This window comes from Pseudomonas sp. NFACC04-2 (assembly GCF_900119265.1).
Taxonomy (GTDB): Bacteria; Pseudomonadota; Gammaproteobacteria; order Pseudomonadales; family Pseudomonadaceae; genus Aquipseudomonas; species Aquipseudomonas fluorescens_AA.
In genome coordinates, this window is record NZ_FPJC01000008.1 from 179,484 (window position 1) to 201,459 (window position 21,976).

At 59.7% G+C, this 21,976-nt stretch carries 22 protein-coding genes; 7 read left to right on the forward strand and 15 right to left on the reverse strand.

Annotated elements, in window-relative coordinates; all coding sequences use genetic code 11:
- Positions 1 to 178 precede the first annotated feature (178 nt).
- On the forward strand, positions 179 to 904 hold the full coding sequence (locus tag BT125_RS13650) for a hypothetical protein (protein WP_072407685.1): 726 nt from the start codon (positions 179 to 181) through the stop codon (positions 902 to 904).
- A 271-nt stretch (positions 905 to 1,175) separates the two neighbouring features.
- Complete coding sequence (locus BT125_RS13655; RefSeq protein ID WP_072407687.1) at positions 1,176 to 1,964, forward strand: SDR family NAD(P)-dependent oxidoreductase; 789 nt, start codon at positions 1,176 to 1,178, stop codon at positions 1,962 to 1,964.
- A gap of 114 nt (positions 1,965 to 2,078) precedes the next feature.
- Here BT125_RS13655 and BT125_RS13660 read toward each other — a convergent pair whose 3' ends face one another.
- The 4 genes from BT125_RS13660 to BT125_RS13675 all read right to left on the reverse strand — a co-directional run bounded on the left by BT125_RS13660 (position 2,079) and on the right by BT125_RS13675 (position 5,253).
- A complete protein-coding gene (locus BT125_RS13660; RefSeq protein ID WP_072407689.1) occupies positions 2,079 to 2,525 on the reverse strand; it encodes a phage infection protein in 447 nt (148 codons plus the stop codon).
- 31 nt (positions 2,526 to 2,556) lie between these two features.
- Entirely contained in the window at positions 2,557 to 2,976 is a 420-nt protein-coding gene (locus tag BT125_RS13665; protein ID WP_030139009.1) for an organic hydroperoxide resistance protein, read from the reverse strand.
- A 402-nt stretch (positions 2,977 to 3,378) separates the two neighbouring features.
- Entirely contained in the window at positions 3,379 to 4,503 is a 1,125-nt protein-coding gene (locus tag BT125_RS13670) for a GGDEF domain-containing protein (protein WP_072407691.1), read from the reverse strand.
- 186 nt (positions 4,504 to 4,689) lie between these two features.
- Complete coding sequence (locus BT125_RS13675) at positions 4,690 to 5,253, reverse strand: TetR/AcrR family transcriptional regulator (RefSeq protein ID WP_072407693.1); 564 nt, start codon at positions 5,251 to 5,253, stop codon at positions 4,690 to 4,692.
- A gap of 150 nt (positions 5,254 to 5,403) precedes the next feature.
- Between BT125_RS13675 and BT125_RS13680 the strand changes: the two genes are divergently transcribed.
- On the forward strand, positions 5,404 to 6,099 hold the full coding sequence (locus BT125_RS13680; RefSeq protein WP_072407694.1) for a glutathione S-transferase: 696 nt from the start codon (positions 5,404 to 5,406) through the stop codon (positions 6,097 to 6,099).
- A 76-nt stretch (positions 6,100 to 6,175) separates the two neighbouring features.
- On the opposite strand, the gene BT125_RS13685 is transcribed toward BT125_RS13680, so the two are convergent.
- Positions 6,176 to 6,550 (reverse strand): lysozyme inhibitor LprI family protein, encoded by a 375-nt coding sequence (locus tag BT125_RS13685; RefSeq protein WP_080712484.1) that lies wholly within the window; start codon positions 6,548 to 6,550, stop codon positions 6,176 to 6,178.
- Between the two features lie 655 nt (positions 6,551 to 7,205).
- Here BT125_RS13685 and BT125_RS13690 point away from each other — a divergent pair.
- On the forward strand, positions 7,206 to 7,565 hold the full coding sequence (locus BT125_RS13690) for a DUF6124 family protein (RefSeq protein ID WP_072407696.1): 360 nt from the start codon (positions 7,206 to 7,208) through the stop codon (positions 7,563 to 7,565).
- Between the two features lie 213 nt (positions 7,566 to 7,778).
- Here BT125_RS13690 and BT125_RS13695 read toward each other — a convergent pair whose 3' ends face one another.
- The 3 genes from BT125_RS13695 to BT125_RS13705 form a co-directional block, all read right to left on the reverse strand.
- On the reverse strand, positions 7,779 to 8,552 hold the full coding sequence (locus tag BT125_RS13695; protein WP_072407698.1) for a MetQ/NlpA family ABC transporter substrate-binding protein: 774 nt from the start codon (positions 8,550 to 8,552) through the stop codon (positions 7,779 to 7,781).
- Between the two features lie 79 nt (positions 8,553 to 8,631).
- Complete coding sequence (locus BT125_RS13700; RefSeq protein WP_003196204.1) at positions 8,632 to 9,306, reverse strand: methionine ABC transporter permease; 675 nt, start codon at positions 9,304 to 9,306, stop codon at positions 8,632 to 8,634.
- Positions 9,306 to 10,313: a methionine ABC transporter ATP-binding protein gene (locus BT125_RS13705; RefSeq protein ID WP_060739889.1), complete on the reverse strand. Its 1,008-nt coding sequence runs from the start codon at positions 10,311 to 10,313 to the stop codon at positions 9,306 to 9,308. The genes BT125_RS13700 and BT125_RS13705 overlap by 1 nt, the downstream gene beginning before the upstream one ends.
- A gap of 209 nt (positions 10,314 to 10,522) precedes the next feature.
- On the opposite strand from BT125_RS13705, the gene katE reads away from it, so the two are divergent.
- A complete protein-coding gene (katE, locus tag BT125_RS13710) occupies positions 10,523 to 12,715 on the forward strand; it encodes a catalase HPII (RefSeq protein WP_256573771.1) in 2,193 nt (730 codons plus the stop codon).
- Positions 12,716 to 12,831: 116 nt separating this feature from the next.
- Here katE and BT125_RS13715 read toward each other — a convergent pair whose 3' ends face one another.
- From BT125_RS13715 to zur, 4 genes are read right to left on the reverse strand one after another with little or no spacing between them, the layout of a single operon-like run.
- On the reverse strand, positions 12,832 to 13,545 hold the full coding sequence (locus BT125_RS13715; RefSeq protein WP_072407702.1) for a PA5502 family lipoprotein: 714 nt from the start codon (positions 13,543 to 13,545) through the stop codon (positions 12,832 to 12,834).
- Between the two features lie 37 nt (positions 13,546 to 13,582).
- Positions 13,583 to 14,371, reverse strand: coding sequence for a zinc ABC transporter permease subunit ZnuB (gene znuB / locus BT125_RS13720; protein ID WP_003196213.1), 789 nt, complete (start codon positions 14,369 to 14,371; stop codon positions 13,583 to 13,585).
- Positions 14,364 to 15,146: a zinc ABC transporter ATP-binding protein ZnuC gene (gene znuC, locus BT125_RS13725; protein ID WP_072407704.1), complete on the reverse strand. Its 783-nt coding sequence runs from the start codon at positions 15,144 to 15,146 to the stop codon at positions 14,364 to 14,366. The genes znuB and znuC overlap by 8 nt, the downstream gene beginning before the upstream one ends.
- Positions 15,146 to 15,628, reverse strand: coding sequence for a zinc uptake transcriptional repressor Zur (gene zur, locus BT125_RS13730; protein ID WP_018602776.1), 483 nt, complete (start codon positions 15,626 to 15,628; stop codon positions 15,146 to 15,148). Before zur ends, znuC begins: the two co-directional genes overlap by 1 nt.
- A 66-nt stretch (positions 15,629 to 15,694) precedes the next feature.
- On the opposite strand from zur, the gene BT125_RS13735 reads away from it, so the two are divergent.
- Positions 15,695 to 16,624 (forward strand): zinc ABC transporter substrate-binding protein ZnuA, encoded by a 930-nt coding sequence (locus tag BT125_RS13735; protein ID WP_072407772.1) that lies wholly within the window; start codon positions 15,695 to 15,697, stop codon positions 16,622 to 16,624.
- Positions 16,625 to 16,718: 94 nt separating this feature from the next.
- On the opposite strand, the gene BT125_RS13740 is transcribed toward BT125_RS13735, so the two are convergent.
- Positions 16,719 to 17,669 carry a homoserine kinase gene (locus tag BT125_RS13740; protein WP_072407706.1) on the reverse strand — a complete coding sequence of 317 codons (951 nt, stop codon included), beginning with the start codon at positions 17,667 to 17,669 and terminating at the stop codon, positions 16,719 to 16,721.
- Positions 17,670 to 17,729: 60 nt separating this feature from the next.
- Entirely contained in the window at positions 17,730 to 18,017 is a 288-nt protein-coding gene (locus BT125_RS13745; RefSeq protein WP_018602771.1) for a DUF2782 domain-containing protein, read from the reverse strand.
- 74 nt (positions 18,018 to 18,091) lie between these two features.
- Between BT125_RS13745 and polA the strand changes: the two genes are divergently transcribed.
- Positions 18,092 to 20,860, forward strand: a complete 2,769-nt coding sequence (gene polA, locus BT125_RS13750) for a DNA polymerase I (protein WP_072407708.1) — start codon at positions 18,092 to 18,094, stop codon at positions 20,858 to 20,860.
- A gap of 375 nt (positions 20,861 to 21,235) precedes the next feature.
- Here the strand turns inward: polA and yihA are convergent, their stop codons facing one another.
- Positions 21,236 to 21,877 (reverse strand): ribosome biogenesis GTP-binding protein YihA/YsxC, encoded by a 642-nt coding sequence (yihA, locus tag BT125_RS13755; RefSeq protein ID WP_072407710.1) that lies wholly within the window; start codon positions 21,875 to 21,877, stop codon positions 21,236 to 21,238.
- Positions 21,878 to 21,976: the final 99 nt, after the last annotated feature.

Here is a 21,976-nt window from a genome sequence, read left to right on the forward strand (position 1 = left end):
GCGAGCTTGCTCGCGATAGCGGCCTAACAACCGCCGCACAAACAACTGACTCCATCCCTCCCCATGGCGAGGGAGCTTGCTCCCGCCGGGCTGCGCAGCAGCCCCACCCCAACTCTTCCTAAAGCTCGGTCTCGTGCTGTCGATAACACGATGTATCCGCCAATCATGGACTGATGAAATGGAACTCTCCCTTAGCGCTGCCTCTATTGCACCCGCCAACACCCATCTCACCCGTTCCGATCAGAAATTGGTCACTCATCCTCCAACGGGCTCCGTAAAGGATCTGGCAAGCGCTGGCCCAGCGGCCATCTACCACCCCAGTGAAGAAACCCAGATCGTGGAGCAACCGCTGGTGGCCATTACCACCTGGGTCGGTCGATCCCAATCGCCAGATTTTCCTCGCTATGTCGCGATCACCGAGAGCGCGAAAAACACGTTGAAAACCTCCTTCGAGACATTCCAGTCAACGCTGTCGGCGACCTACCCGGATTTGGCCAGCAAGAAATACGGCTTCACCGTCGAGGCCGATGGCAAGCTGAAAGTGCTCAACACGGCCGGCCAGCTCAGCAGCTCGGAAACCCAGCGGCTCACCGCCTTGCTCAATGACTCCAGTGACCTGAAAGCCGCCGCCAGCGCCTTCCGCGATGCTTCCATCGACATGGTGGATGCCGACTCGCCCTGGTCTGGCAGCTACCTGGGCCGCTACAACCTGACCAAGGAAAACTTCGCCAGCACCATCGACCTGGCACCGCTGCTCAAGCGCGCCGGCTCGGTGCCGCCCCAGGAGTTTTCGGACGGGCTGTTCTTCAATCAACTGGCGCACAAAGGCGAACTGGCGACCCAAGAGACGGAAGCCGCGATGCTTGAACGGCGTGCTGCGCAGCGATTCAGCGCGCAGGTCTGAAAGCCGGGTCTACCAAATCGTGTGGCGAGGGAGCTTGCTCCCGCCGGGCTGCGCAGCAGCCCTTCCCCATCACCAGCTATGAGCTGGCGGTGTGGTCGGCTTCCTGATGGTTGTTTGATCACGAGGAGGCGCAAAGCCTCAATCGTGTCCATGATTAAGGGCCTGCGATATGGGCGACGTGGGGATGGCAAAGCCATCTCTAAATCCGTCGGACTACCGTTCAGTCAGAAATATCGCACTTCCTCTGGTTCATTAATCAAGGAGTCCCCTCATGAACATCGATTTCACCGGACGTCAGGTCCTGGTCACCGGGTCCACCAGCGGTATCGGTTTTGCCACTGCCAAAGGCTTCCTGGAAGCCGGCGCTCACGTGGTCATCAACGGTCGTAGCGAGAGCAGCGTGGAGGAAGCGCTGCAGCGCTTGGGCAACCTAGCTTCAAGGGCGACCGGCTTTGTGGGCGATCTCAGCAACTCGCCTGGCTGCCAGGCACTGATCGCCAAGCACCCGAGCTTCGATATCGTCATCAACAACCTGGGCATTTTCAAACAGGAAGACTTTTTCGAAACGCCGGACAGCGAATGGCAGCGTTTCTTCGAAACCAACGTGATGTCGGGCGTGCGGGTTTCCAGGGCCTACGCACAAGGCATGGTCGAGCGCGGTTGGGGGCGGATTGTGTTTGTTTCGTCGGAATCGGGCGTGAACATTCCCGCCGACATGATCCACTACGGCTTCACCAAAACCGCCCAACTGTCCATCGCTCGCGGACTGGCCAAGCGACTCGCCGGTACGGGCGTGACGGTCAATTCGGTATTGCCTGGGCCGACGCTTTCCGAAGGCGTTGCCCAGATGCTCCAGGCAGATGTCGAGCGCAGCGGGGAAAGCCTGGAAAAGGTTGCGGCAGATTTCGTCAACCAGCACCGCAGCACCTCGATCATTCAGCGCGCGGCGCGCGTCGAGGAGGTCGCCAACATGATTATCTATGCCAGCTCGGAGCAGGCCTCGGCCACCACTGGAGCGGCGCTGCGTGTCGATGGTGGTGTGGTGGATAGCATCGTTTAGGAGCCTATGACACGTTGCAAAAAAACGCCGCTTCCTCGTGAGAGATAAGCGGCGTTTTTGTTTTGGAAGCAACATGGGTTGATTCGACCGGCTTTGAAGTGGTGAAGGGTTTTTTCAGCCCACTCTGTTTTCCATCAGGCGATCCGAGCCGCCTTCGGCCACACGGTTTTCGATCAGTCGATCCGAGCCACCTTCGGCTACACGGTTTTCGATCAGTCGATCCGAGCCACCTTCGGCTACACGTTTTTCAATGAGTCGATCCGAACCGCCTTCGGCTACACGTTTTTCAATCAGTCGATCCGAACCGCCTTCGGCTACACGTTTTTCAATCAGTCGATCCGAACCGCCTTCGGCTACACGTTTTTCAATCAGTCGATCCGAACCGCCTTCGGCTACACGTTTTTCGATCAGTCGATCCGAGCCGCCTTCGGCTACGCGTTTTTCGATCAGTCGATCCGAGCCACCTTCAGCGTACGTGGGTTGAACAAAAGAAGCTGCGAACGCATTGCCGAGGGACAGTGCCAGAAGCGAGCCAACGAGAGTTTTGTGGAAAGTGTTCATGTCCTGATCCTTTTATTCGTATGTGAGTGAGTTAGACGGTGACGTGCAAACGGACGTCGACGTTGCCGCGTGTCGCGTTGGAGTACGGGCAAACCTGGTGAGCCGCGTCGACCAGCGCTTGGGCATCGGCTTGATCCAGACCTGGCAGGCTGATGTGCAGGTCGATGTCCAGACCGAAACCGCCAGGGATCTGGCCGATGCCAACGTGTGCCGTGATCGAAGCGTCGGCAGGAATGCTGCGTTTGCTCTGGCTGGCGACGAACTTCAGTGCGCCGATGAAGCAGGCCGAGTAGCCGGCTGCGAACAGTTGCTCAGGGTTAGTGGCTTCACCACCGGCACCACCCAAGGCTTTTGGTGTGGCCAGTTTCACGTCGAGAATCTTGTCGCTGGAAACAGCACGGCCATCACGGCCACCGGTGGAGGTTGCGACTGCGGTATAGAGAACGTTCATGGTGTTTCCTCTTGCTGAATGGGCTGATCGATTTTTGGTTTTGGTTTGCGCTAAATGTTTGTGCGCTAACCAGTTGAGATAAATTTAACGCTCAAATACTTTGCGCGCAAGATAAATTTTCAAAAAATTATCACTTCTTGGTTAACTTGTTGATATGAAAAGTAATTTATTTTTAGGACAGCGCAAGATCACCCGCCGCAAGGTGAACCAAGGAGAAGGAGGTGCAAGGGGGTCAGTGCCCGCGCAACTGCAGGCCTTTGGAGCGCGCGTGTTCAGGGTTTCTCGATGGCTCCCACGCTCCCGCGTGGGAACGCCGCCAGGGACGCTCCGCATTCCGCTTCTGGAATGTGACGTAGAGCGTGGGGGGATCAAACTCTGGCTAATGATGCAAAGCCAACCCGACTAAGCAACAGCGACCCGATTACGCCCCAGCGCCTTCGCCCGATACAGGGCCTTATCCGCATCGTTCATCAAGCCGTGAAGATCCTTATTACAGGCCTCCGTCGACGCAACGCCAAGGCTGGCGGTTATGCAGTGAACAGGCTCGATCATCAAACCCGCAATCGTATCGATGAGCTGTTCTGCAATCTGGGTGGCGACCTCAATAGACGTGTCCGGAAGCAGAATGGCGAACTCTTCCCCACCTAGCCGGCCGTGAATGTCCGTCGCCCGAAACGACGAGCTGATGACCACCCCCATCTCGCGCAAAACCTGATCCCCGACCTGATGGCCGTAGGTGTCGTTAATGTGCTTGAAGTGATCCATGTCCAACATGACCGCGCACAACCCCAACTGGTTGGTCTTGCATTCGTCATAAAGCTGCTGGGCATGTTCGAAAAAAGCGCGTCGGCTTTTCAGACCGGTCAGTTCATCGGTTTGGGCTGCGCGGGTTGAAATGCTGTTCGCCTGTTCCATTTCACGGGTGAGTCGAAAAGCGGTTTCCAATGCCTGGGACATCTTGCTTGTAGCGCGGGCAGCAAATGCGGTGAACACCACGATCGACAGTGCCATGCCGACTTGAATCGCGGATGGTTGAAACAGCAGCCAGGCGGTGCACGGCAACAGAACCAGGCCAATGGAGACGAGTGTCATATTGCGGTAAGCGGAGTAGCAAGACACCGCACTGACGGACATCCCGACAGTAAAGAGCATGACCAAGGCCTGGGACAACAGATCGTCCGCCGGCATGACCACAAACGCACCACCGCCCCAGATGCTGGCGGATGACACCAGTGTGACCCAGTATCTGCGTTCCCAGCGTTGAGGCGTACGCTCACTTTCGTCGCTGCGGAAATAGGCGACGAACATCGCGATACGCAACAACGTCGATACGCTCAGGATGCCCAGCCACCAAAGAATAACGCTGTGCTCAAACCGATCCCAACACAGCCAACTCAGCATGATGGCAGCCAGGTAACTGCCGAAAACCGCAGAAACGGATTGGCGAAACAGTTGCTGCAGTCGATCAGTTCGCACCTGTTCGGCTATGAAAAAAGCTTGGCCGTTCCGAGATCTTGGGCCATCCATTTGATCCACCTGATCGTGACGCAACGAAAGCGGCGATTGTGGCACCCGGCCACCAATGCAAACAACTGAATTACACCCACGGCCCCAATTGAACCAAAACCCCGTGGCGAGGGAGCTTGCTCCCGCTGGGCTGCGAAGCGGCCCCAACCATTCCTACAGCCAAACGGCATCATCTGCTTTACAGGATCAGGCTGGAATCAATCCTGCTTCCCGGTAGCTCAAAATCAGATCATCGAACAGGCCGACATCCGCCCGAGTCCGCGCGATTAACTGAGCACCCGCAACAGCGGTGTAAATGGCGCGGGCTCGGCGTTCACATTCCTCTGCGCTACCTGTCCCAGCATCTGCCAGTACCTGGGCGAGCCACGCCACGTTAACGTCCGCAAAAGCCCTGACCTCTCGCGACACTTCATCGGGAAGGTCTTCGAATTCGGCTGCCATGAAGCTGGACAGACAAAGCCTGTTGCCGTCCTCAAGCGACTTTCGAAAAATGGAGGGGTACAGCCGCACGCACGCCTTCGGATCGGTATTGGCGGCGCGTATTTCTTCGAGCATGCGCAGCGCGTCCTGCCAGTAGCGTTCAGCAACCGCCGCAGCCAGGCCTGCCTTGCTCGGAAAGTGGTAGTAAATGCTGGCGTTCTTGATGCCCACTTGGTCGGCGATGCTGCGGAAATTGATACCGCTGTAACCGTGGAGTTGGGCAGCGGCTTTCGCTGCCGCCAAGATGGCTTCTCGAGCATTTTCGTTCACGTTGCAGCCTCGTTTCGAGATTCGACTCACTCAGATAACGGCGATTCTACGCGCAGATCCGTCTACCTGCCAATTGTCAGGTAGGGGATTGACTGCGCTAAATTGGCGGCTCAATCTTTACCTACCAATTGACAGGCAGGTGCGCGAATCATGACTTCCCCACAACAGCGCGTTGATGTTTCCACTGTTCCTACGATGAAAATCTACGATTGGTTCAACGGCCCCTACCCCGCCCGAGTGCGCATTGCGCTGGCGGAAAAAGGATTGCTGCCGAACATCGAATTCGTACCGGTGAATCTCTGGGCCGGCGAGCACAAGAAAGCCGAGTTCCTGGCCATCAATTACTCCGGGACACTGCCGGTGCTGGAGCTGAACGATGGGACGCGGATCGCCGAGTGCACGGCGATCACCCAGTACCTGGATAGCCTGGACGGTCATCCGACGTTGACGGGCGAAACGCCTGTTGAAAAAGGCATCATCCAGATGATGACCAAACGTGCCGAGATCGAGTTTCTCGATGCCGTCAGCGTGTACTTCCACCATGCCACGCCGGGCCTCGGCCCCGCTGTGGAGCTGTACCAGAATGCCGAGTGGGGCGCCCGGATGGGCGATAAGGCGATCAGGGGCATGCGCTATTTCGACAGCCTTCTCAAAGACCGGCCCTTTGTGGCGGGTGACAAGTTTTCGATGGCCGACATTGCGGTACTGGGCGGCATGATCTTCGCCTCGCTGGTGAAGCTCCCCGTTCCTGTTGAGTGTGCTGCACTGCGAGCCTGGCACGCCAGGATGCAAGAGCGCCCTAGCGTTCAGACATGGCGTGACATGGTCGAGCGTGGCGCTGCGTAGCGCTAATAATGAAAAACCCGACGCTTTACGTCGGGTTTTTCGTGGGATACGACTGCAAGCCGACGTTGTTTACGGATTATTCGACTTGCGACAGCTTGGCGTCGTCGCAACCGGCAGCACGGCACTCACGCTCGACAGCTTTGAGTATGACGATACGCGCCTCGGTCTTCTCATTGGCACAATCTAGGTAGAGCAGGCCATCGTTGGAGCAGGCGCTGTCACGATTTTTGATCCACTGGATTTGAGCGGCTTTCACTTTTTTCTTTTGATCCGGGTTCAGGGCACTCATGGTCTTCTTGTATTGATCATTGATTTCCTGATCCGACTGAACCATTTTCAGCGACGCGCAATAGGTTCTGTCATAGGCGTTTCTAGGGTTATCGCAACTCATCGCAGATGCCGATGCTGATGCCATTGCCAGCAATGCCCCAACCAACAAAGACTTGATCACTTACTTCTCTCCCTGAATGCCCTCTATTGATTAGAGGTCGCGGCGGGGAATTTATCATGAGGGTTGTTGAACAATGAAGCAGATCCTGTGGTTCATTCGGCCCGGACAATGGGCAAATGCTGATAGGGTTTCGGGAGCAAGTGATTGCTGAAAGAGGCTGCGTCGTCGTTCCCCACCTTTTCGGACCGAAAGACAAGCAACCATCACGTATCGAGCAAGCGGGCATCCCCACCCCGAAAAACGCCTACAGACAAAACCCCTCTTCCAATCCCCCACCACAACCCCGTCTAGCGCTAATTTACGGGTCAAAACCAAGCCCTGTTTATTCCGTTGGCGTGATCCCTCCATCAAGCTACACATCCTTGCGCCATTACCTACAACTACGCCAGAATCCGTCCGCTTGTGCGCCTGGTCCCCGGGTTCTATCGTTTCCCTGCCACTGCCCATCAGTGGTCGGGTTTAGTAGCCCGAGGTATTTAGTAGGTGCATTAGCTCCGTCAGACAGGCGTCTCCATGCCTGTATTTGATGGCGGTTGTGCGCAGGGCGCCTTCGGGCGCGCCGGCTTGCTAAGTCCCCGGTCTACTAACCTGCGTACAGCTGCCTCCCCTTGTTTAGTAGCTAGAGGGTTGCGGCTTCACCTATAGGGCTTAGTACATGTTCAAACCTACACCGAATCCGCCAGAGGCGGACCGCACTTCCCCGCACACCAAATCCAAGGCCAAAAAGCACGACGAAGCCACCAACCGCGCCTTGGATTACTACCTGCTACCAAAACCGGAAAAGTCCGAAGATACGTCCCAACCGGGCCAGCTCTTCACCGTCGCCAAAAACGCCGACAACGAATCCCTCCTCGCCAACCTCAGCGAAACCCTGGCGGCAGCCGACGCGATGGTCAGCAACCTGGCCTTCGATCTGGAAGGTCCTCGCCGTCATATTGCTCTTGGTATCCAGCAATTGATCGAATTGAGTTCATTGCTGGCGAATCGGGTGCTGGATAACGTTGAGCCGCGATAGCGGGCAAGGATAAGCATCCTCTCAAAAAGCACACCCGGCGCCTTGTGTCGGGTTTGCTTTATTGAATGAGTTTGCTGCTCAACTTTACCCTTATGTAGCTAGCGTATTCCCACGACACATGCTCTCTTTTCACTGATCGGGAGTTGACAATTCGGAGCATAAAAAAACGGGCCTGCATTCCCACGCAGCCCCGTTTTTCACCACTCGATCAGCTCAAAACGCTGGCAAAACCGCGCCTTTGTACTTCTCCAGAATGAAAGCCTTCACTTCCGGCGTATGCAATGCCGCAACCAGCTTCTTCATCGCCTCACTGTCCTTGTCATCCTCACGAGCCACCAGGATGTTCACATACGGCGAGTCGTTACCTTCGATAACCAGGGCATCCTTGGAAGGATCAAGCTTCGCCTCCAACGCATAGTTGGTATTGATCAACGCCAGATCCACCTGGGTCAGCACCCGCGGAATGGTCGCCGCTTCCAGCTCACGGAATTTCAGATCCTTTGGATTCTCGGTGATGTCCTTGGTGGTCGACAGGATGTTGTTCGAATCCTTCAACTTGATCACCCCAGCTTTCGCCAGCAGCAACAGCGCACGGCCGCCATTGGTGGCGTCGTTCGGGATCACCACGTTGGCGCCGCCCGGCAATTCTGTCAGTGCCTTGTACTTGCTGGAGTACGCGCCCAGGGGTTCCAGGTGCACACCGGCCACGCTCACCAGGTGCGTGCCCTTGGCCTTGTTGAACTCATCCAGGTACGGCTGGTGCTGGAAGAAGTTGGCGTCCAGGCGCTTTTCCGCGACCTGTACGTTCGGCTGGATGTAGTCGGTGAAGACCTTGACCTTCAGGTCGACGCCTTCTTTGGCCAGGGCCGGTTTGACGAATTCGAGGATTTCCGCGTGTGGCACCGGTGTGGCCGCGACGGTCAGGGTGTCGGCGGCGTGGGCGGAAAACGCTGCGGCGGCAGCGAAGGCAACCAGTAGTTTCTTCATTCAGCTAACTCCTTGTGAGGCGCCTGCTCTCGGCGCCTGCCAGCGAATGGCCGGCTCATGGTTTATTGGCCGCGAGGCCTTATTTTCTAGAAAAATGCACAACCAGTTTGTCGCCCACGGTTTGCAGCACCTGGACCAGCACCAGCAGCAACACCACCGTGACCACCATCACATCGGTCTGGAAACGCTGGTAACCGAAACGGATCGCCAGGTCGCCCAAACCACCGGCGCCGACCACACCGGCCATGGCCGTGTAGGACACCAGCGTAATCGCTGTCACCGTAATCGCGGCAAAAATGCCTGGACGGGCTTCCGGCAGCAAGGCATTGACGATGATCTGCCGCGTGGTGGCACCCATGGCCTGGGTCGCTTCGATGATGCCGCGGTCGACTTCGCGCAGGGCGGTTTCTACCAGGCGGGCGAAGAACGGTGTCGCGCCGACCACCAGCGGAGGGATCGCGCCGGCCACGCCCAGGGAGGTGCCGGTAATCAATACCGTGAACGGGATCATCACGATCAACAGGATGATGAACGGCAGCGAACGCAGGATGTTCACGATCAGTGACAGCAGCGCATACACGCCCCGGGCCTCGAGCAACTGGCGCGGGCTGCAGAGGAACAGCAACACGCCCAGGGGCAAGCCGAGCAGCACGGTGAACAACAGCGAACCGAACAGCATCAGGAAGGTGTCGCCGGTGGCCAGCCAGATTTCCAGCCAGTCGATGTTGGAGAAGAACGAACTCAACAGTTCCATTAGCGCAGCACCTCCATGTGGACATCGGCCGCGGTGAAGCGGGCGAACGCCGCCTCCATGTCACCGCCGGTGATGGCGAGGGTCAGTTGCCCGTAGGGGGTGTCTTTGATGCGGTCGATACGACCGGCCAGGATGCTGTAGTCCACGCCGGTTTCCCGGGCGACGGTGCCGAGCAATGGCGCGTAGGTCGCATCGCCCTGGAACGTCAGACGCACGATGCGCCCAGGCACGTGAGCGAAGTCGTCGCGCTGTTCGCTTTCGTCGATCTGCTCGTCTTCCTGGACAAAACGCTTGGTGGTCGGGTGCTTGGGGTGCAGGAACACCTCGGCCACCGGGCCTTGCTCGACGATCACACCGGCGTCCATCACCGCCACTTGATCGCAAACCCGGCGGATCACATCCATTTCATGGGTGATCAGCACGATGGTCAGCTTCAGCTCGCGGTTGATCTCCGCCAGCAGTTGCAAGACCGAGGCGGTGGTTTGTGGGTCGAGGGCACTGGTGGCCTCGTCGCACAGCAGGATCTTGGGTTTGGTCGCCAGGGCGCGAGCGATGCCGACGCGCTGCTTCTGGCCGCCGGACAGTTGCGCCGGGTACTTCTTGGCGTGGTCGGACAAGCCGACGCGAGCGAGCAACTCGGCGACGCGTTGGTCGATTTCGCTGCGGGACAATTCGCCCGCCAGCGTCAGCGGCAGCGCCACGTTGTCGGCCACGGTCTTGGACGCCAGCAGGTTGAAGTGCTGGAAGATCATACCGACCTGTTGACGGAAACGCCGCAGGCCGCTGGCGTCCAGGGCGGTGACTTCCTCGCCGTCGACAATGATCTTGCCGCCAGTGGAATCTTCCAGGCGATTGATCAGGCGCAGCAGGGTACTTTTTCCCGCACCGGAATGGCCAATCAGGCCGAAGACCTGACCGTTCTCAATCGTCAGACTGGTCGGATGCAGGGCGGGGATATCCCTACCGGCGACCCGGTAGGTTTTATGGACGTCTTGAAACTCGATCACGTAGCGAACCTTGTGGGGCGCGTTGGAAAAGGATCAGCGGTTAGCCGGGCGCGCATTTTAGCCTGTCCGTATAGAGGTTCTTAGCATTTATTTGCGATCGGACCGTTCATTTGGCAATAACGCGATCAAAGGACATAAAAAAGGAACACGGCCAAACGGCGTTGGTCACTCATTAAGCCACTCGAAATGCCGAGGTATGTACCTGCGGCATCGAACTCAAGAGTCCTGGCCACGGCGAGGAACGTAAAGAGGAGTCATGCCTGATGAGTACCAAGAAGCCCACGGTCAACAAGAGCCAACTGGCCGGGACCGACACCCTGGATCGCGGCAACACCAACGCCAAGCTTGAAAGCCTGGAACAGTTCCGTTCCGACGCCACTGAACAGGCGTTGCGCACCAACCAGGGCGTGAAGATCGCCGATAACCAGAACACCCTGCGCGTCGGCCCCCGTGGGCCCTCGCTGCTGGAAGACTTCATCATGCGTGAAAAAATCACGCACTTTGACCATGAGCGTATCCCGGAACGCATCGTGCACGCCCGTGGGACCGGCGCCCATGGCTACTTCCAGAGCTATGAAGCGCATTCGGCGCTGACCAAGGCCGGTTTCCTACAGGACCCGAGCAAGAAAACCCCGGTGTTCGTGCGCTTTTCCACCGTGCAAGGTCCGCGCGGTTCCGGCGACACCGTGCGGGACGTGCGCGGCTTCGCGGTGAAGTTCTTTACCGACGAAGGCAACTTCGACCTGGTGGGCAACAACATGCCGGTGTTTTTCATTCAGGACGCGGTGAAGTTTCCGGACTTTGTCCACGCGGTAAAACCCGAGCCCCATAACGAAATTCCTACAGGCGGCTCGGCCCACGACACGTTCTGGGATTTTGTCTCGCTGGTGCCGGAATCGGCTCATATGGTGATCTGGGCGATGTCTGACCGGGCCATTCCAAAAAGCCTACGCACCATGCAGGGTTTTGGGGTGCACACCTTCCGCATGATCAACGCCGAAGGCAAAAGCAGCTTCGTCAAATTCCACTGGCGTCCCACAGCCGGGACGTGTTCATTGGTGTGGGACGAAGCCCAGAAGCTGGCGGGCAAGGATACCGACTACCACCGTCGCGATCTCTGGGAGTCGATCGAGATGGGCGACTACCCGGAATGGGAGTTCGGCGTGCAGATCGTCGCCGAGGAAGACGAGCATAAGTTTGACTTCGACCTGCTCGACCCGACCAAGATCATCCCTGAAGAGCTGGTGCCCATCACGCCCCTGGGCAAGATGGTGCTGAATCGTAACCCGGACAATTTCTTCGCCGAGGTCGAACAGGTTGCGTTCTGCCCCGGGCATATCGTGCCGGGCATCGACTTTTCCAACGACCCATTGCTGCAAGGTCGGCTGTTTTCCTACACCGATACGCAGATCAGCCGACTCGGTGGGCCGAATTTTCATGAGCTGCCGATCAACCGTGCCATCACGCCTGTACACAACGGTCAGCGAGATGCCATGCACCGCACCACCATCGACAAGGGACGCGCGTCTTACGAGCCGAACTCCATCGACGGCGGCTGGCCGAAGGAAACCCCGCCCGGCCCGGAAGACGGCGGCTTCGAAAGTTATCCAGAGCGTATCGATGCCTACAAGATCCGCCAACGCAGCGATTCGTTCTCCGACCATTTCTCACAGGCGCGGTTGTTCTACAAGAGCATGAGCTCCCACGAAAAAGAGCACATCATCGCCGCCTACAGCTTTGAGTTGGGCAAGGTGGAGCGAGAGTTCATCCGAGCGCGGCAGGTCAATGAGATTCTCGCCAACATCGACTTGGAACTGGCTGGGCGGGTAGCGAAAAACCTCGGCTTGCCAGCACCGACCGCGGGCACTGTGGATGTTCCGACGCCATCACTGGAGGAGTCCCCGGCCTTGAGCCAGGCGAACCTGCTGTCCGGCGACATCAAGACGCGCAAAGTGGCGGTGTTGGTAGCCAACGGTGTCGATGGGGCGATCATCGATGCCCTCAAGCAGGCCCTGGAGGCCGAGGGCGCCCACGCCAAAGTGCTGGGGCCGACCTCGGCGCCAGTCACCACGGCCGATGGGCAGAAACTGGCGGTGGATGCGTCCATGGAAGGCTTGCCGTCGATTGCCTTCGACGCGGTGTTCGTACCGGGTGGCGCGGAATCGATCAAGGCCTTGAGCGGCGATGGTGTGGCGTTGCATTACCTGCTGGAAGCCTACAAGCACCTGAAGGCCATCGCGCTGAATGGCGAAGCCCGGCAGTTGTTGGTGTTGTTGAAGCTGGAGGAGGATGCGGGGCTGATTCCTGACGCGGATGCTGGCAAGTTCCAGGCGTTCTTCGATGCGATTGCCCAGCATCGGGTGTGGGCGCGGGAACCTAAGGCGAAGGCGATTCCGGCTTGATGAGTGTCTGAAAGTGGCTGGTTGCTGGTAGGACGCTATCGCGAGCAAGCTCGCTCCCACAGGGTGAGGTGTCAATCACAATACCCAGTGTGGGAGCGAGCTTGCTCGCGATGCTTTTAGGGTTTGCGCGGAGTCAGCACGACTTGCGCCGGCACACTGCGCACAATCTGCTTCTGCAGTTTCAGATCAAATCCGGGATCAAGTTTCTTGACCCGCTTGGTCAGCAACGTCGCTAACCACGGATAATCATCGGTGCGCGGCGCCTGGATGCTGACGTCGCACTGATAATTCACCACATCAGCGGCAATGGCGTCCAGTTGGCGCCGCATTTTCTGGATATCGCCGATATTAAGCGCAACGGTGGTGCTCTCGGCACTCGGATCAATCACTTTGGCGACCGGTTTGGCTTCGGCGGCCTTGAGGTCGGCCTCGGCTTTTTCCAGGTCGGCCTTGCGGGCTTCGGCAATGGCGCTGTTGACCTCGCCGGTAAGGGCTGGGGCCTTGGGCATCAACGCCCGGGCCCGGCTCAGGGCGGTGGCTGCGGCGTTTACGTCGCCTTTTTGCAAGTCGATCTGGCTGCGGCGCAAATACGCCTCGGCCAATTGCCGCTGGTAGGGTTCCAGCGACCGGTCTTCGGGCGACTGGGCTTGCAGGGCGGCCAGCCGGCCTTCAGCGGTGGCCAGCTCATTGCTGGCCAGGCTTTGCTCGAGCTGTGCGATGGCCGGACCCCGCGTATCGGGAGCCTGGGTGACCGGCGGTGTACTTTGGCAAGCGCCCAGTAGCAGGGAAAATGCGACAAGGAGCAGATAACGGGAGGCGAACGGCTTCATTCCTGCGACTCTCTATTTGCGCAAAAAGCGAGCAAGTCTACACCCCTCGACGAGGCAGGACAAAACTCAGCAGAAACAACGCAGCGGCGCTGACCACGATCGACGGGCCGGCCGGGGTGTCCTTGAACCAGGAAAGTGCCAGGCCGCCACACACCGCGAGCATGCCCAGCAGGCTCGCGCCGAGCGCCATCTGCTCGGGCGAGCGGGCGTGACGCTGTGCCGCAGCCGCCGGGATGATCAGCAATGATGTAATCAGTAACACACCAACGATTTTCATTGCCACGGCAATGACCACTGCAATCAGCAGCATCAGCGCCAGTCGCAAACCCAGCACAGGCAAGCCTTCGACTCGGGCCAGCTCTTCGTGCACGGTGACGGCCAGCAATGGCCGCCAGAGCGCCACCAGCAACAGCAACACCGCCGCGCTACCGCCCAGGATCCACGACAGGTCTGTCGGACTGATCGCCAGCAGGTCGCCGAACAGATAGGCCATCAGGTCGATGCGCACGTCATGCATGAAGCTCAGCACCACCAGCCCGAGGGACAAGGTGCTCGGCGCGAGAATGCCCAACAACGTGTCGGACGCCAGCGGCTGGCGATGTTGCAGGGTCACCAGGACCACCGCCAGCAACAGGCAACCAACGGTCACTGCTACCGCGGGGCTGACATCCAGCAAAAATCCCAGGGCCACCCCAAGCAATGCGGCGTGGGACAAGGTGTCGCCGAAATAGGCCATGCGCCGCCAGACTACGAACGAACCCAGGGGGCCGGCGACCAGGGCGAGTGCCAGGCCTGCGAGCAGGGCGTACAACAGAAAATCAGCCATGCTTGCAGCCATCTCCATGAACATGATTGGAAGTGGAAGGGGCGCTGACCACCGAGCCATGCAGGTCGTGGGCGTGGTCATGGTGGTGGTGATAAATCGCCAGGCTTTGTGCGTTTTTTCCGAACAGCTCGACGAAGGCCGGATCGCCGCTGACCTGCTCGGGATGCCCGGAGCAGCAAACATGACGGTTGAGGCAGACCACCTGGTCGGTGGTGCTCATCACCAGGTGCAAGTCGTGGGAGACCATCAGCACGCCGCAGCCATGGCGGTCGCGCAGGCGCGTGATCAGGCTGTACAGCTCGGCCTGCCCGGCCACATCGACCCCTTGCACCGGCTCGTCGAGCACCAACAATTCAGGCTCGCGCAGCAGGGCGCGGGCCAGCAGCACGCGTTGCATCTCGCCGCCGGAGACGCTCTGCACCGGGCTGTCGATCACCTGTTCGGCGCCGACCTCGTTGAGCGCGGCCAAGGCCCGTGCGCGGTCCACGCCAGGCACCAGGCGCAGGAAGCGCAACACGGAAAGCGGCAAGGTCGGATCGACGTGAAGTTTTTGCGGCATGTAGCCGACGCGCAACCTGGGCTTGCGCCAGACGCTGCCGCTGTCGGGCTTGAGCAAACCCAGTACGGCGCGCACCAGGGTGGTCTTGCCGGCGCCGTTGGGGCCGATCAGGGTCACGATCTGTCCCGGCTCGACGCTCAGGTGAATGTTGTCCAGCACGTTCTGCCCGGCGAACGTCACGGCCACCTGCTCGAGGCGGATCAACGCATTGCTCATCAGGCCCCCTGGCAGCCGGAGCAGAGACCGACCACTTCGACGGTCTGGGTGTCGACCACGAAGCCGACATCCTTGGCGCTGGCGATGATGGCATCGCTGATGGACTTCTGTTCCAGCTCGATGGCGGCGTGGCATTCGCGGCAGATCAGGAACTGGCCTTGGTGGGCGTGCTCCGGATGGTTGCAGCCGACGAAGGCGTTCAGCGATGAAATGCGATGCACCAGGCCGTTTTCCAAGAGGAAATCCAGCGCCCGATAGACCGTTGGCGGAGCGGCACGGCGGCCGTCCTGCTCGCTGAGCACAGCGAGGATGTCGTAGGCGCCCAAAGGCTTGTGGCTTTGCCAGACCAATTCCAGCACGCGCCGCCGCAGGGCGGTCAGGCGCAACCCTTGGCGCGCGCAGATGGCGTCGGCCTCGGACAGCGCGCTATGCACGCAGTGGGAGTGATCGTGGGGACGACTGGCAAGGGGTGTAATAGGCATGGGCAGCGACGAGTTTAGTGAGAGACGTTATTATGTTACCCGTTCTCGCCTCTTCGAGTGGTCATCGTGTCCCGATTTTTTTCGCTCTTTGTCGCTTTTGTCGCAAGTTTTCTACTGATTGGCCCGGCCCAGGCCGACGTCAAGGTCCTTACCAGCATCAAGCCCTTGCAACTGATTGCCGCCGCTGTGCAGGAGGGCGTGGCCGTTCCGGAAGTGTTGCTGCCGCCAGGGGCTTCGCCGCATCACTATGCGTTGCGGCCATCGGACGTGCGCAAGGTGCAGTCGGTGGACCTGCTGTACTGGATTGGCCCGGACATGGAGGGTTTCCTGCCGCGTGTATTGAACGGTCGTACGCTGCCGTCGGTCGCGGTGCAGGCGCTGCCGGGGCTCAAGTTGCGTCACTTCGCTCAGGACAGCGCATCCCACGAGGATGATGACCATGACGGCGATGAGCACGATCACGACCATCGCCCTGGCACCGTGGATGCCCACCTGTGGCTATCGCCGCACAATGCGCGGGTGATCGCCGCGAAAATGGCGGCTGACCTGAGCGCGGCGGATCCGGCGAATGCGGCCCGCTACCAGAGCAACCTCACGGGTTTCAACCAGCGTCTCGACGCCTTGGACGCGCGCCTCAAGACGCGTCTGGCCGGGGTCGCGGGCAAACCGTATTTTGTGTTCCACGAAGCGTTCGACTATTTCGAAGACAACTACGGCCTCAAGCACGCCGGGGTGTTCGCCGTGGCCGCCGAAGTCCAGCCCGGCGCCCAGCATGTGGCGGCGATGCGCACGCGCTTGCAAGCCGTGGGCAAGACCTGCGTCTTCAGCGAACCGCCGTTGCGCCCGCGCCTGGCCGAAACCCTGGTGGCCGGGTTGCCGGTGAAACTGGCGGAGCTGGATGCACTGGGCGGCTATACCCCGGCGACGGCGCAGGGGTATGAGCAGTTGTTGGAGAAGTTGGGGAATGATCTGGCGGGGTGCCTGGAGTCGCTATGACCCCAGCCCCGCGCGCTCCTGCCGAACATGGATCCTGTGGCGAGGGAGCAAGCTCCCTCGCCACAAAAGCATTCAGCTTCGCGCTTGACTGCTGTTACAGGGCAAAAGGCAACAACGCGTGAACCGTCTGCCGCTGCGCCAAGCGCTGCTGGAACTCCATCGGATCGTGAATCAACACATCCTGCCCGGCGAACGACTCGGCGGCGATCAACCGCGACAGCCAGAAACGCACGCACGCCACACGCAGCATGGTTGGCCACAGCTCGGCCTCGGCGGCGGTGAACGGCCGTAGCGCCGCATAGGCACCCAGCAATGCCCGCGCCCGAGGGCCATCGAGCACACCGTCGTCATCCGAACACCAGTCGTTCAAGGCAATGGCGACGTCATACAGCATCGGCCCGGAGCAGGCGTTGTAGAAGTCGATCAACCCGGTCAGGTGCGTGCCTTCGAACATCGCATTGTCGCGGAACAGATCGGCATGGATGTTGGCTCGAGGCAGCGCCAGGATGCCTACCTTCTTCAACGAAATTTCATCCAGCGCAGCCTCCAGCAACTGACGCGGCGCGGTATCGAGGTGCGAGAGCAGCTTGGCGCCCTCCTCCTGCATCCAGTCCAGGCCGCGATCGGTCTTGCGCTTGATCATGTTGTCCCGGGTCGCCAAGTGCAGATGCGCCAGCAACTCCCCGACCTGGGCGCAGTGCTGGGCGTTGGCCTGCTTGATGTGCTTGCCCGCCAGGCGCGGTTGCAACAGCGCCGGCTTGCCCGCCAATTCCCGCAACGCCACGCCGTCGGTGGTGCGCAAGGCGTAAGGCACCGGCAGGTCGGCGTCATGCAGCACATCCAGCAGTTCGATGAAGAACGGCATTTCCTGCACCGGGCCGCGCTCGACCAGGGTCAGAACGAACTCGCCCTGCTCCAGGCTGATAAAGAAATTGGTGTTTTCGCTGCCGGCGGCGATCCCCTGGAAATCAAGCAGGCGGCCGAGCCCGTAAGGGGCGAGAAAGGTTTCCAGCTCGGGCCGAGCCAGGGGCGTGAACACAGACATGGTTAAAAACTGCCAGTACGGGCGCCCTTCAGCGGGCGCCGGTTGAAGTCGCGAGCGGTATTACCACTCAAAGATTTTCCACGACGGAATCAGCATATCCGGCTGATCCGAACGGATGAAGTTTGCATCGGTACCGTCGGCCCGCACCAGGAAATAAGGCTTGCCGTTCTTGGGCGTGACCTTGATCGCGTACAAAAAGCCGTTTTGCCGGTACTCCTGAATGGTTTTATCGCCTTCGGTGCGGATGGTGACATCCGGGTCCGCCGAGGGTGCGTCGTCCGCCGCCATGACGGCCAGCGGGGTGATTGCAAACAAGCCAGCCAGTAACAGGCGATTTAGTGTACGCATGATAACCTTGTCCCTTTGTCGTCAACGGTCCCGCTATTCTAGCCCCGGACCCGCCGAAAAGGTTGATCCTGCTCATGAGCCAAGCCCCCCTCGTCCTGGTGGACGGTTCTTCTTATCTGTACCGCGCCTTTCACGCGCTGCCACCGCTGACCACGTCCAAAGGCCTGCCGACCGGTGCGGTCAAAGGCGTGTTGAACATGCTCAAGAGCCTGCGCAAGCAGTATCCGGACAGTCCGTTCGCCGTGGTCTTCGACGCCAAGGGTGGGACATTTCGCGATGCGCTGTACGCCGAATACAAGGCCAACCGCCCGAGCATGCCCGATGACATGCGCGTGCAGATCGAGCCGCTGCATGCCAGCGTCAAGGCCCTGGGTTTCCCGCTGCTGTGCGTAGACAACGTCGAAGCCGATGACGTGATCGGCACCCTGGCCCGCAGCAGCGCGGCGGCCGACCGCCCGGTGGTGATCTCCACCGGCGACAAGGACATGGCGCAGTTGGTCGACGGGCACATTACCTTGGTCAATACCATGACCGGTAGCGCCCTGGACGTGGCTGGCGTGAAGGAGAAGTTTGGCGTCGCTCCAGAACAGATCATCGATTACCTGGCGCTGATGGGCGATTCGTCCGACAACATCCCAGGCGTTCCGGGCATCGGACCGAAAACCGCTTCTGGCCTGCTGGTGGGCGTCAATGGCGGCCTGACCGAGCTGTACGCGCAACTGGACATCGTCGCCACTTTGCCGATCCGTGGCGCCAAGACCCTGGCCGCCAAGCTCGAAGAGCACAAGGAAATGGCGTTTCTTTCCTACGAGCTGGCGACCATCAAGACCGACGTGCCGTTGGATATCGGCCTTGACGATCTGCAGATGGGCGCACCCGATCACGAGAAGCTGGCCGAGCTGTACACATTGCTGGAGTTCAAGAGCTGGTTCGAGGAAAACCAGCGGGACGCCAAGCGTGCCGGCCAGGAGATCGTCGAAGTGGCCGAAGAACAGCCCGGCGCCGCCGAGGCCAAGTACGAGGTCATTCTCGAGCAGGCGCGCTTCGAGGCGTGGCTGGCGAAACTGGACAAAGCGCCGCTGTTCGCTTTTGTCACCGAAACCAACGGCGGCGATGCCCAGCATTCGCAACTGGTCGGCCTGTCGTTCGCCGTGGCCCCTTTCGAGGCGGCCTACATCCCGCTGACCCACTCCTATATGGGCGTGCCGGAGCAACTGGACCGCGACACGGTGCTCACGGCGCTCAAGCCGCTGTTGGAAAACCCGGACAAGGTCAAGATCGGCCAGCACGCCAAGTTCGAAACCAACATCCTGGCCAACTGCGCCATCGGTGGCGATCAGAACAACGGCATCCTGGTCCAGGGCATCGCCTTCGACACTATGCTCGAATCCTACGTGCTGGATTCCACCGCGACCCGCCACGACATGGACAGCCTGGCGCTCAAGTACCTGGGCCAGAGCAAGACCGATTTCCAGGACATCGCTGGCAAAGGGGTCAAGCAACTGACCTTCGACCAGATCTCCCTGGAACTGGCCGGCCCTTACGCCGCCGAAGACGCCGACGTGACCTTCCGCCTGCACCAGGCCTTGCAGGAAAAGCTGGCCGCCACGCCAAGCCTGGGCCCGGTGCTCAACGACATCGAAATGCCGCTGATGCCGGTCCTGGCGCGCATCGAGCGCCAGGGCGCGTTGGTCGATGCCAACCTGCTGGGCGTACAAAGTGTCGAGCTGGGGGAAAAACTGGTGGCGCTGGAGCGTGAGGCGTTTGCCATCGCCGGCGAGGAGTTCAACCTGGGTTCGCCGAAGCAATTGGGCGTGATCCTATACGAAAAGCTCGGCTTGCCGGTGCTCAGCAAAACCGCCAAGGGCCAGGCGTCTACCGCCGAAGCGGTGCTCGCCGAACTGGCGGAGCAGGATTACCCACTGCCCAAGGTGCTGATGCAGTACCGTTCCTTGAGCAAGCTCAAGAGCACCTACACCGATCGCCTGCCGGAACAGATCAACAGCCGCACCGGCCGCGTCCACACCAATTACCAGCAGGCCGTCGCCGCGACCGGGCGCCTGTCATCCATCGACCCGAACCTGCAGAACATCCCGATTCGCACGGCCGAAGGCCGACGCATCCGCCAGGCGTTCGTCGCGCCGAAAGGCTACAAGCTGCTGGCGGCGGACTATTCGCAGATCGAACTGCGGATCATGGCGCACCTGGCCAAGGACGAAGGGTTGCTTCATGCGTTTCGTAATGACCTGGACGTGCACCGGGCCACGGCCGCCGAGGTGTTCGGCGTCGACTTGGACGCGGTCACCCATGACCAGCGCCGCAGCGCCAAGGCGATCAACTTCGGCTTGATCTACGGCATGAGCGCGTTCGGTCTGGCCAAACAGATTGGCGTCGATCGCAAGCAGTCCCAGGCCTACATTGACCGTTACTTCACTCGCTACCCAGGCGTGCTGGCGTACATGGAACGCACCCGCGCCCAGGCGGCCGAGCAAGGTTTTGTCGAAACCATTTTCGGTCGCCGGTTGTACTTGCCGGACATCAACGCGAAAAACCCGGCCCTGCGCAAAGGCGCCGAGCGCACCGCCATCAACGCGCCGATGCAGGGCACGGCGGCCGACATCATCAAGAAAGCCATGGTCGCCGTGGACCGCTGGCTGACGGCGTCCGGGCTGGATGCGAAGGTCATCCTGCAGGTCCACGACGAACTGGTGCTGGAAGTGCGTGAAGATCTGGTCGAACAGGTACGCGAAGAAATCCGCCAGCACATGAGCACCGCCGCCACGCTGGACGTGCCGCTGTTGGTGGAAGTGGGTGTGGGCAACAACTGGGACGAGGCGCACTGAGTCGTAGACTCTGAAGCTGGCGCAAGTCCCGTGGCGAGGGAGCTTGCTCCCGCTTGAGTGCGAAGCGCTCACACAATGTTTGGGGCGGCTGCGCCACCCAGCGGGAGCAAGCTCCCTCGCCACATCGGCTCACTGAAAACCCAGGGATGATGTCTTTAGTTCGGAAAATTCCTAAGGCTATTTCCAAAAATAATCTGAACTAAACCCGTGAATCCCCACTCAGAGATTCTGAATGGCTGGTGAAGCCCTTCAATGCTCCTATGTTGTGTTAAGTGTTGGCAGATATCTGGACCCCGCCCTAGCGGTCCGGAACTTGGACCCCGAACTTCCCCCTCCCCATAAGAAGTCCGGGGTTTTTTTTGCTTGCGATTTGGCTTATTCGGCCGCTTCGCTGCCCTTGTCCGCCAATTCCATCCAGTCGGCCAGCACCGTGTAGGCTTCTTCCAGGCCCATACGCTTGGGTGCCGAGAACAACTGGATGGTGATCGCGTCGCCCCAGCCTTTGCGAATTTCCGACTGCACTTTGAGCAAGGTGTTTTTGGCTGCGCCATAGGTGAGCTTGTCGGCCTTGGTCAGCAGGATGTGCATCGGCATGCCGCTGGCGACCGCCCAATCGAGCATCAACAGGTCGAAGTCGGTCATCGGATGGCGGATGTCCATCATCAGGATCAGGCCTTTCAAACTCTCGCGGCTACCCAGGTACGCTTCCAGGTGGCGCTGCCAGTGTTGCTTGAGCGGGATCGGGACCTTGGCGTAGCCGTAGCCGGGCAGGTCGACCAAACGCCGTTCATCGTCTAGCTTGAAGAAGTTCAAGAGCTGCGTGCGACCGGGGGTTTTCGAGGTGCGTGCCAGGCTCGCATGGGTCAAGGTGTTCAGCGCGCTGGATTTGCCGGCGTTGGAACGCCCTGCAAAAGCCACTTCGAAGCCTTCGTCGTCTGGGCATTGATCGACTTTGGCGGCGCTGAGCATGAAGGTGGACTGTTGGCACAGGCCAAGGATGGGGTTCTTCAGTTGCATGGGATTTCCGATGTGGGCGGCGTCGGGAATGGACGCGGCAAGCTGTGTCGTTTCCGTTTCAGTGACGCCAGTATATAATGCCGCAGATTTTGTGTGCGC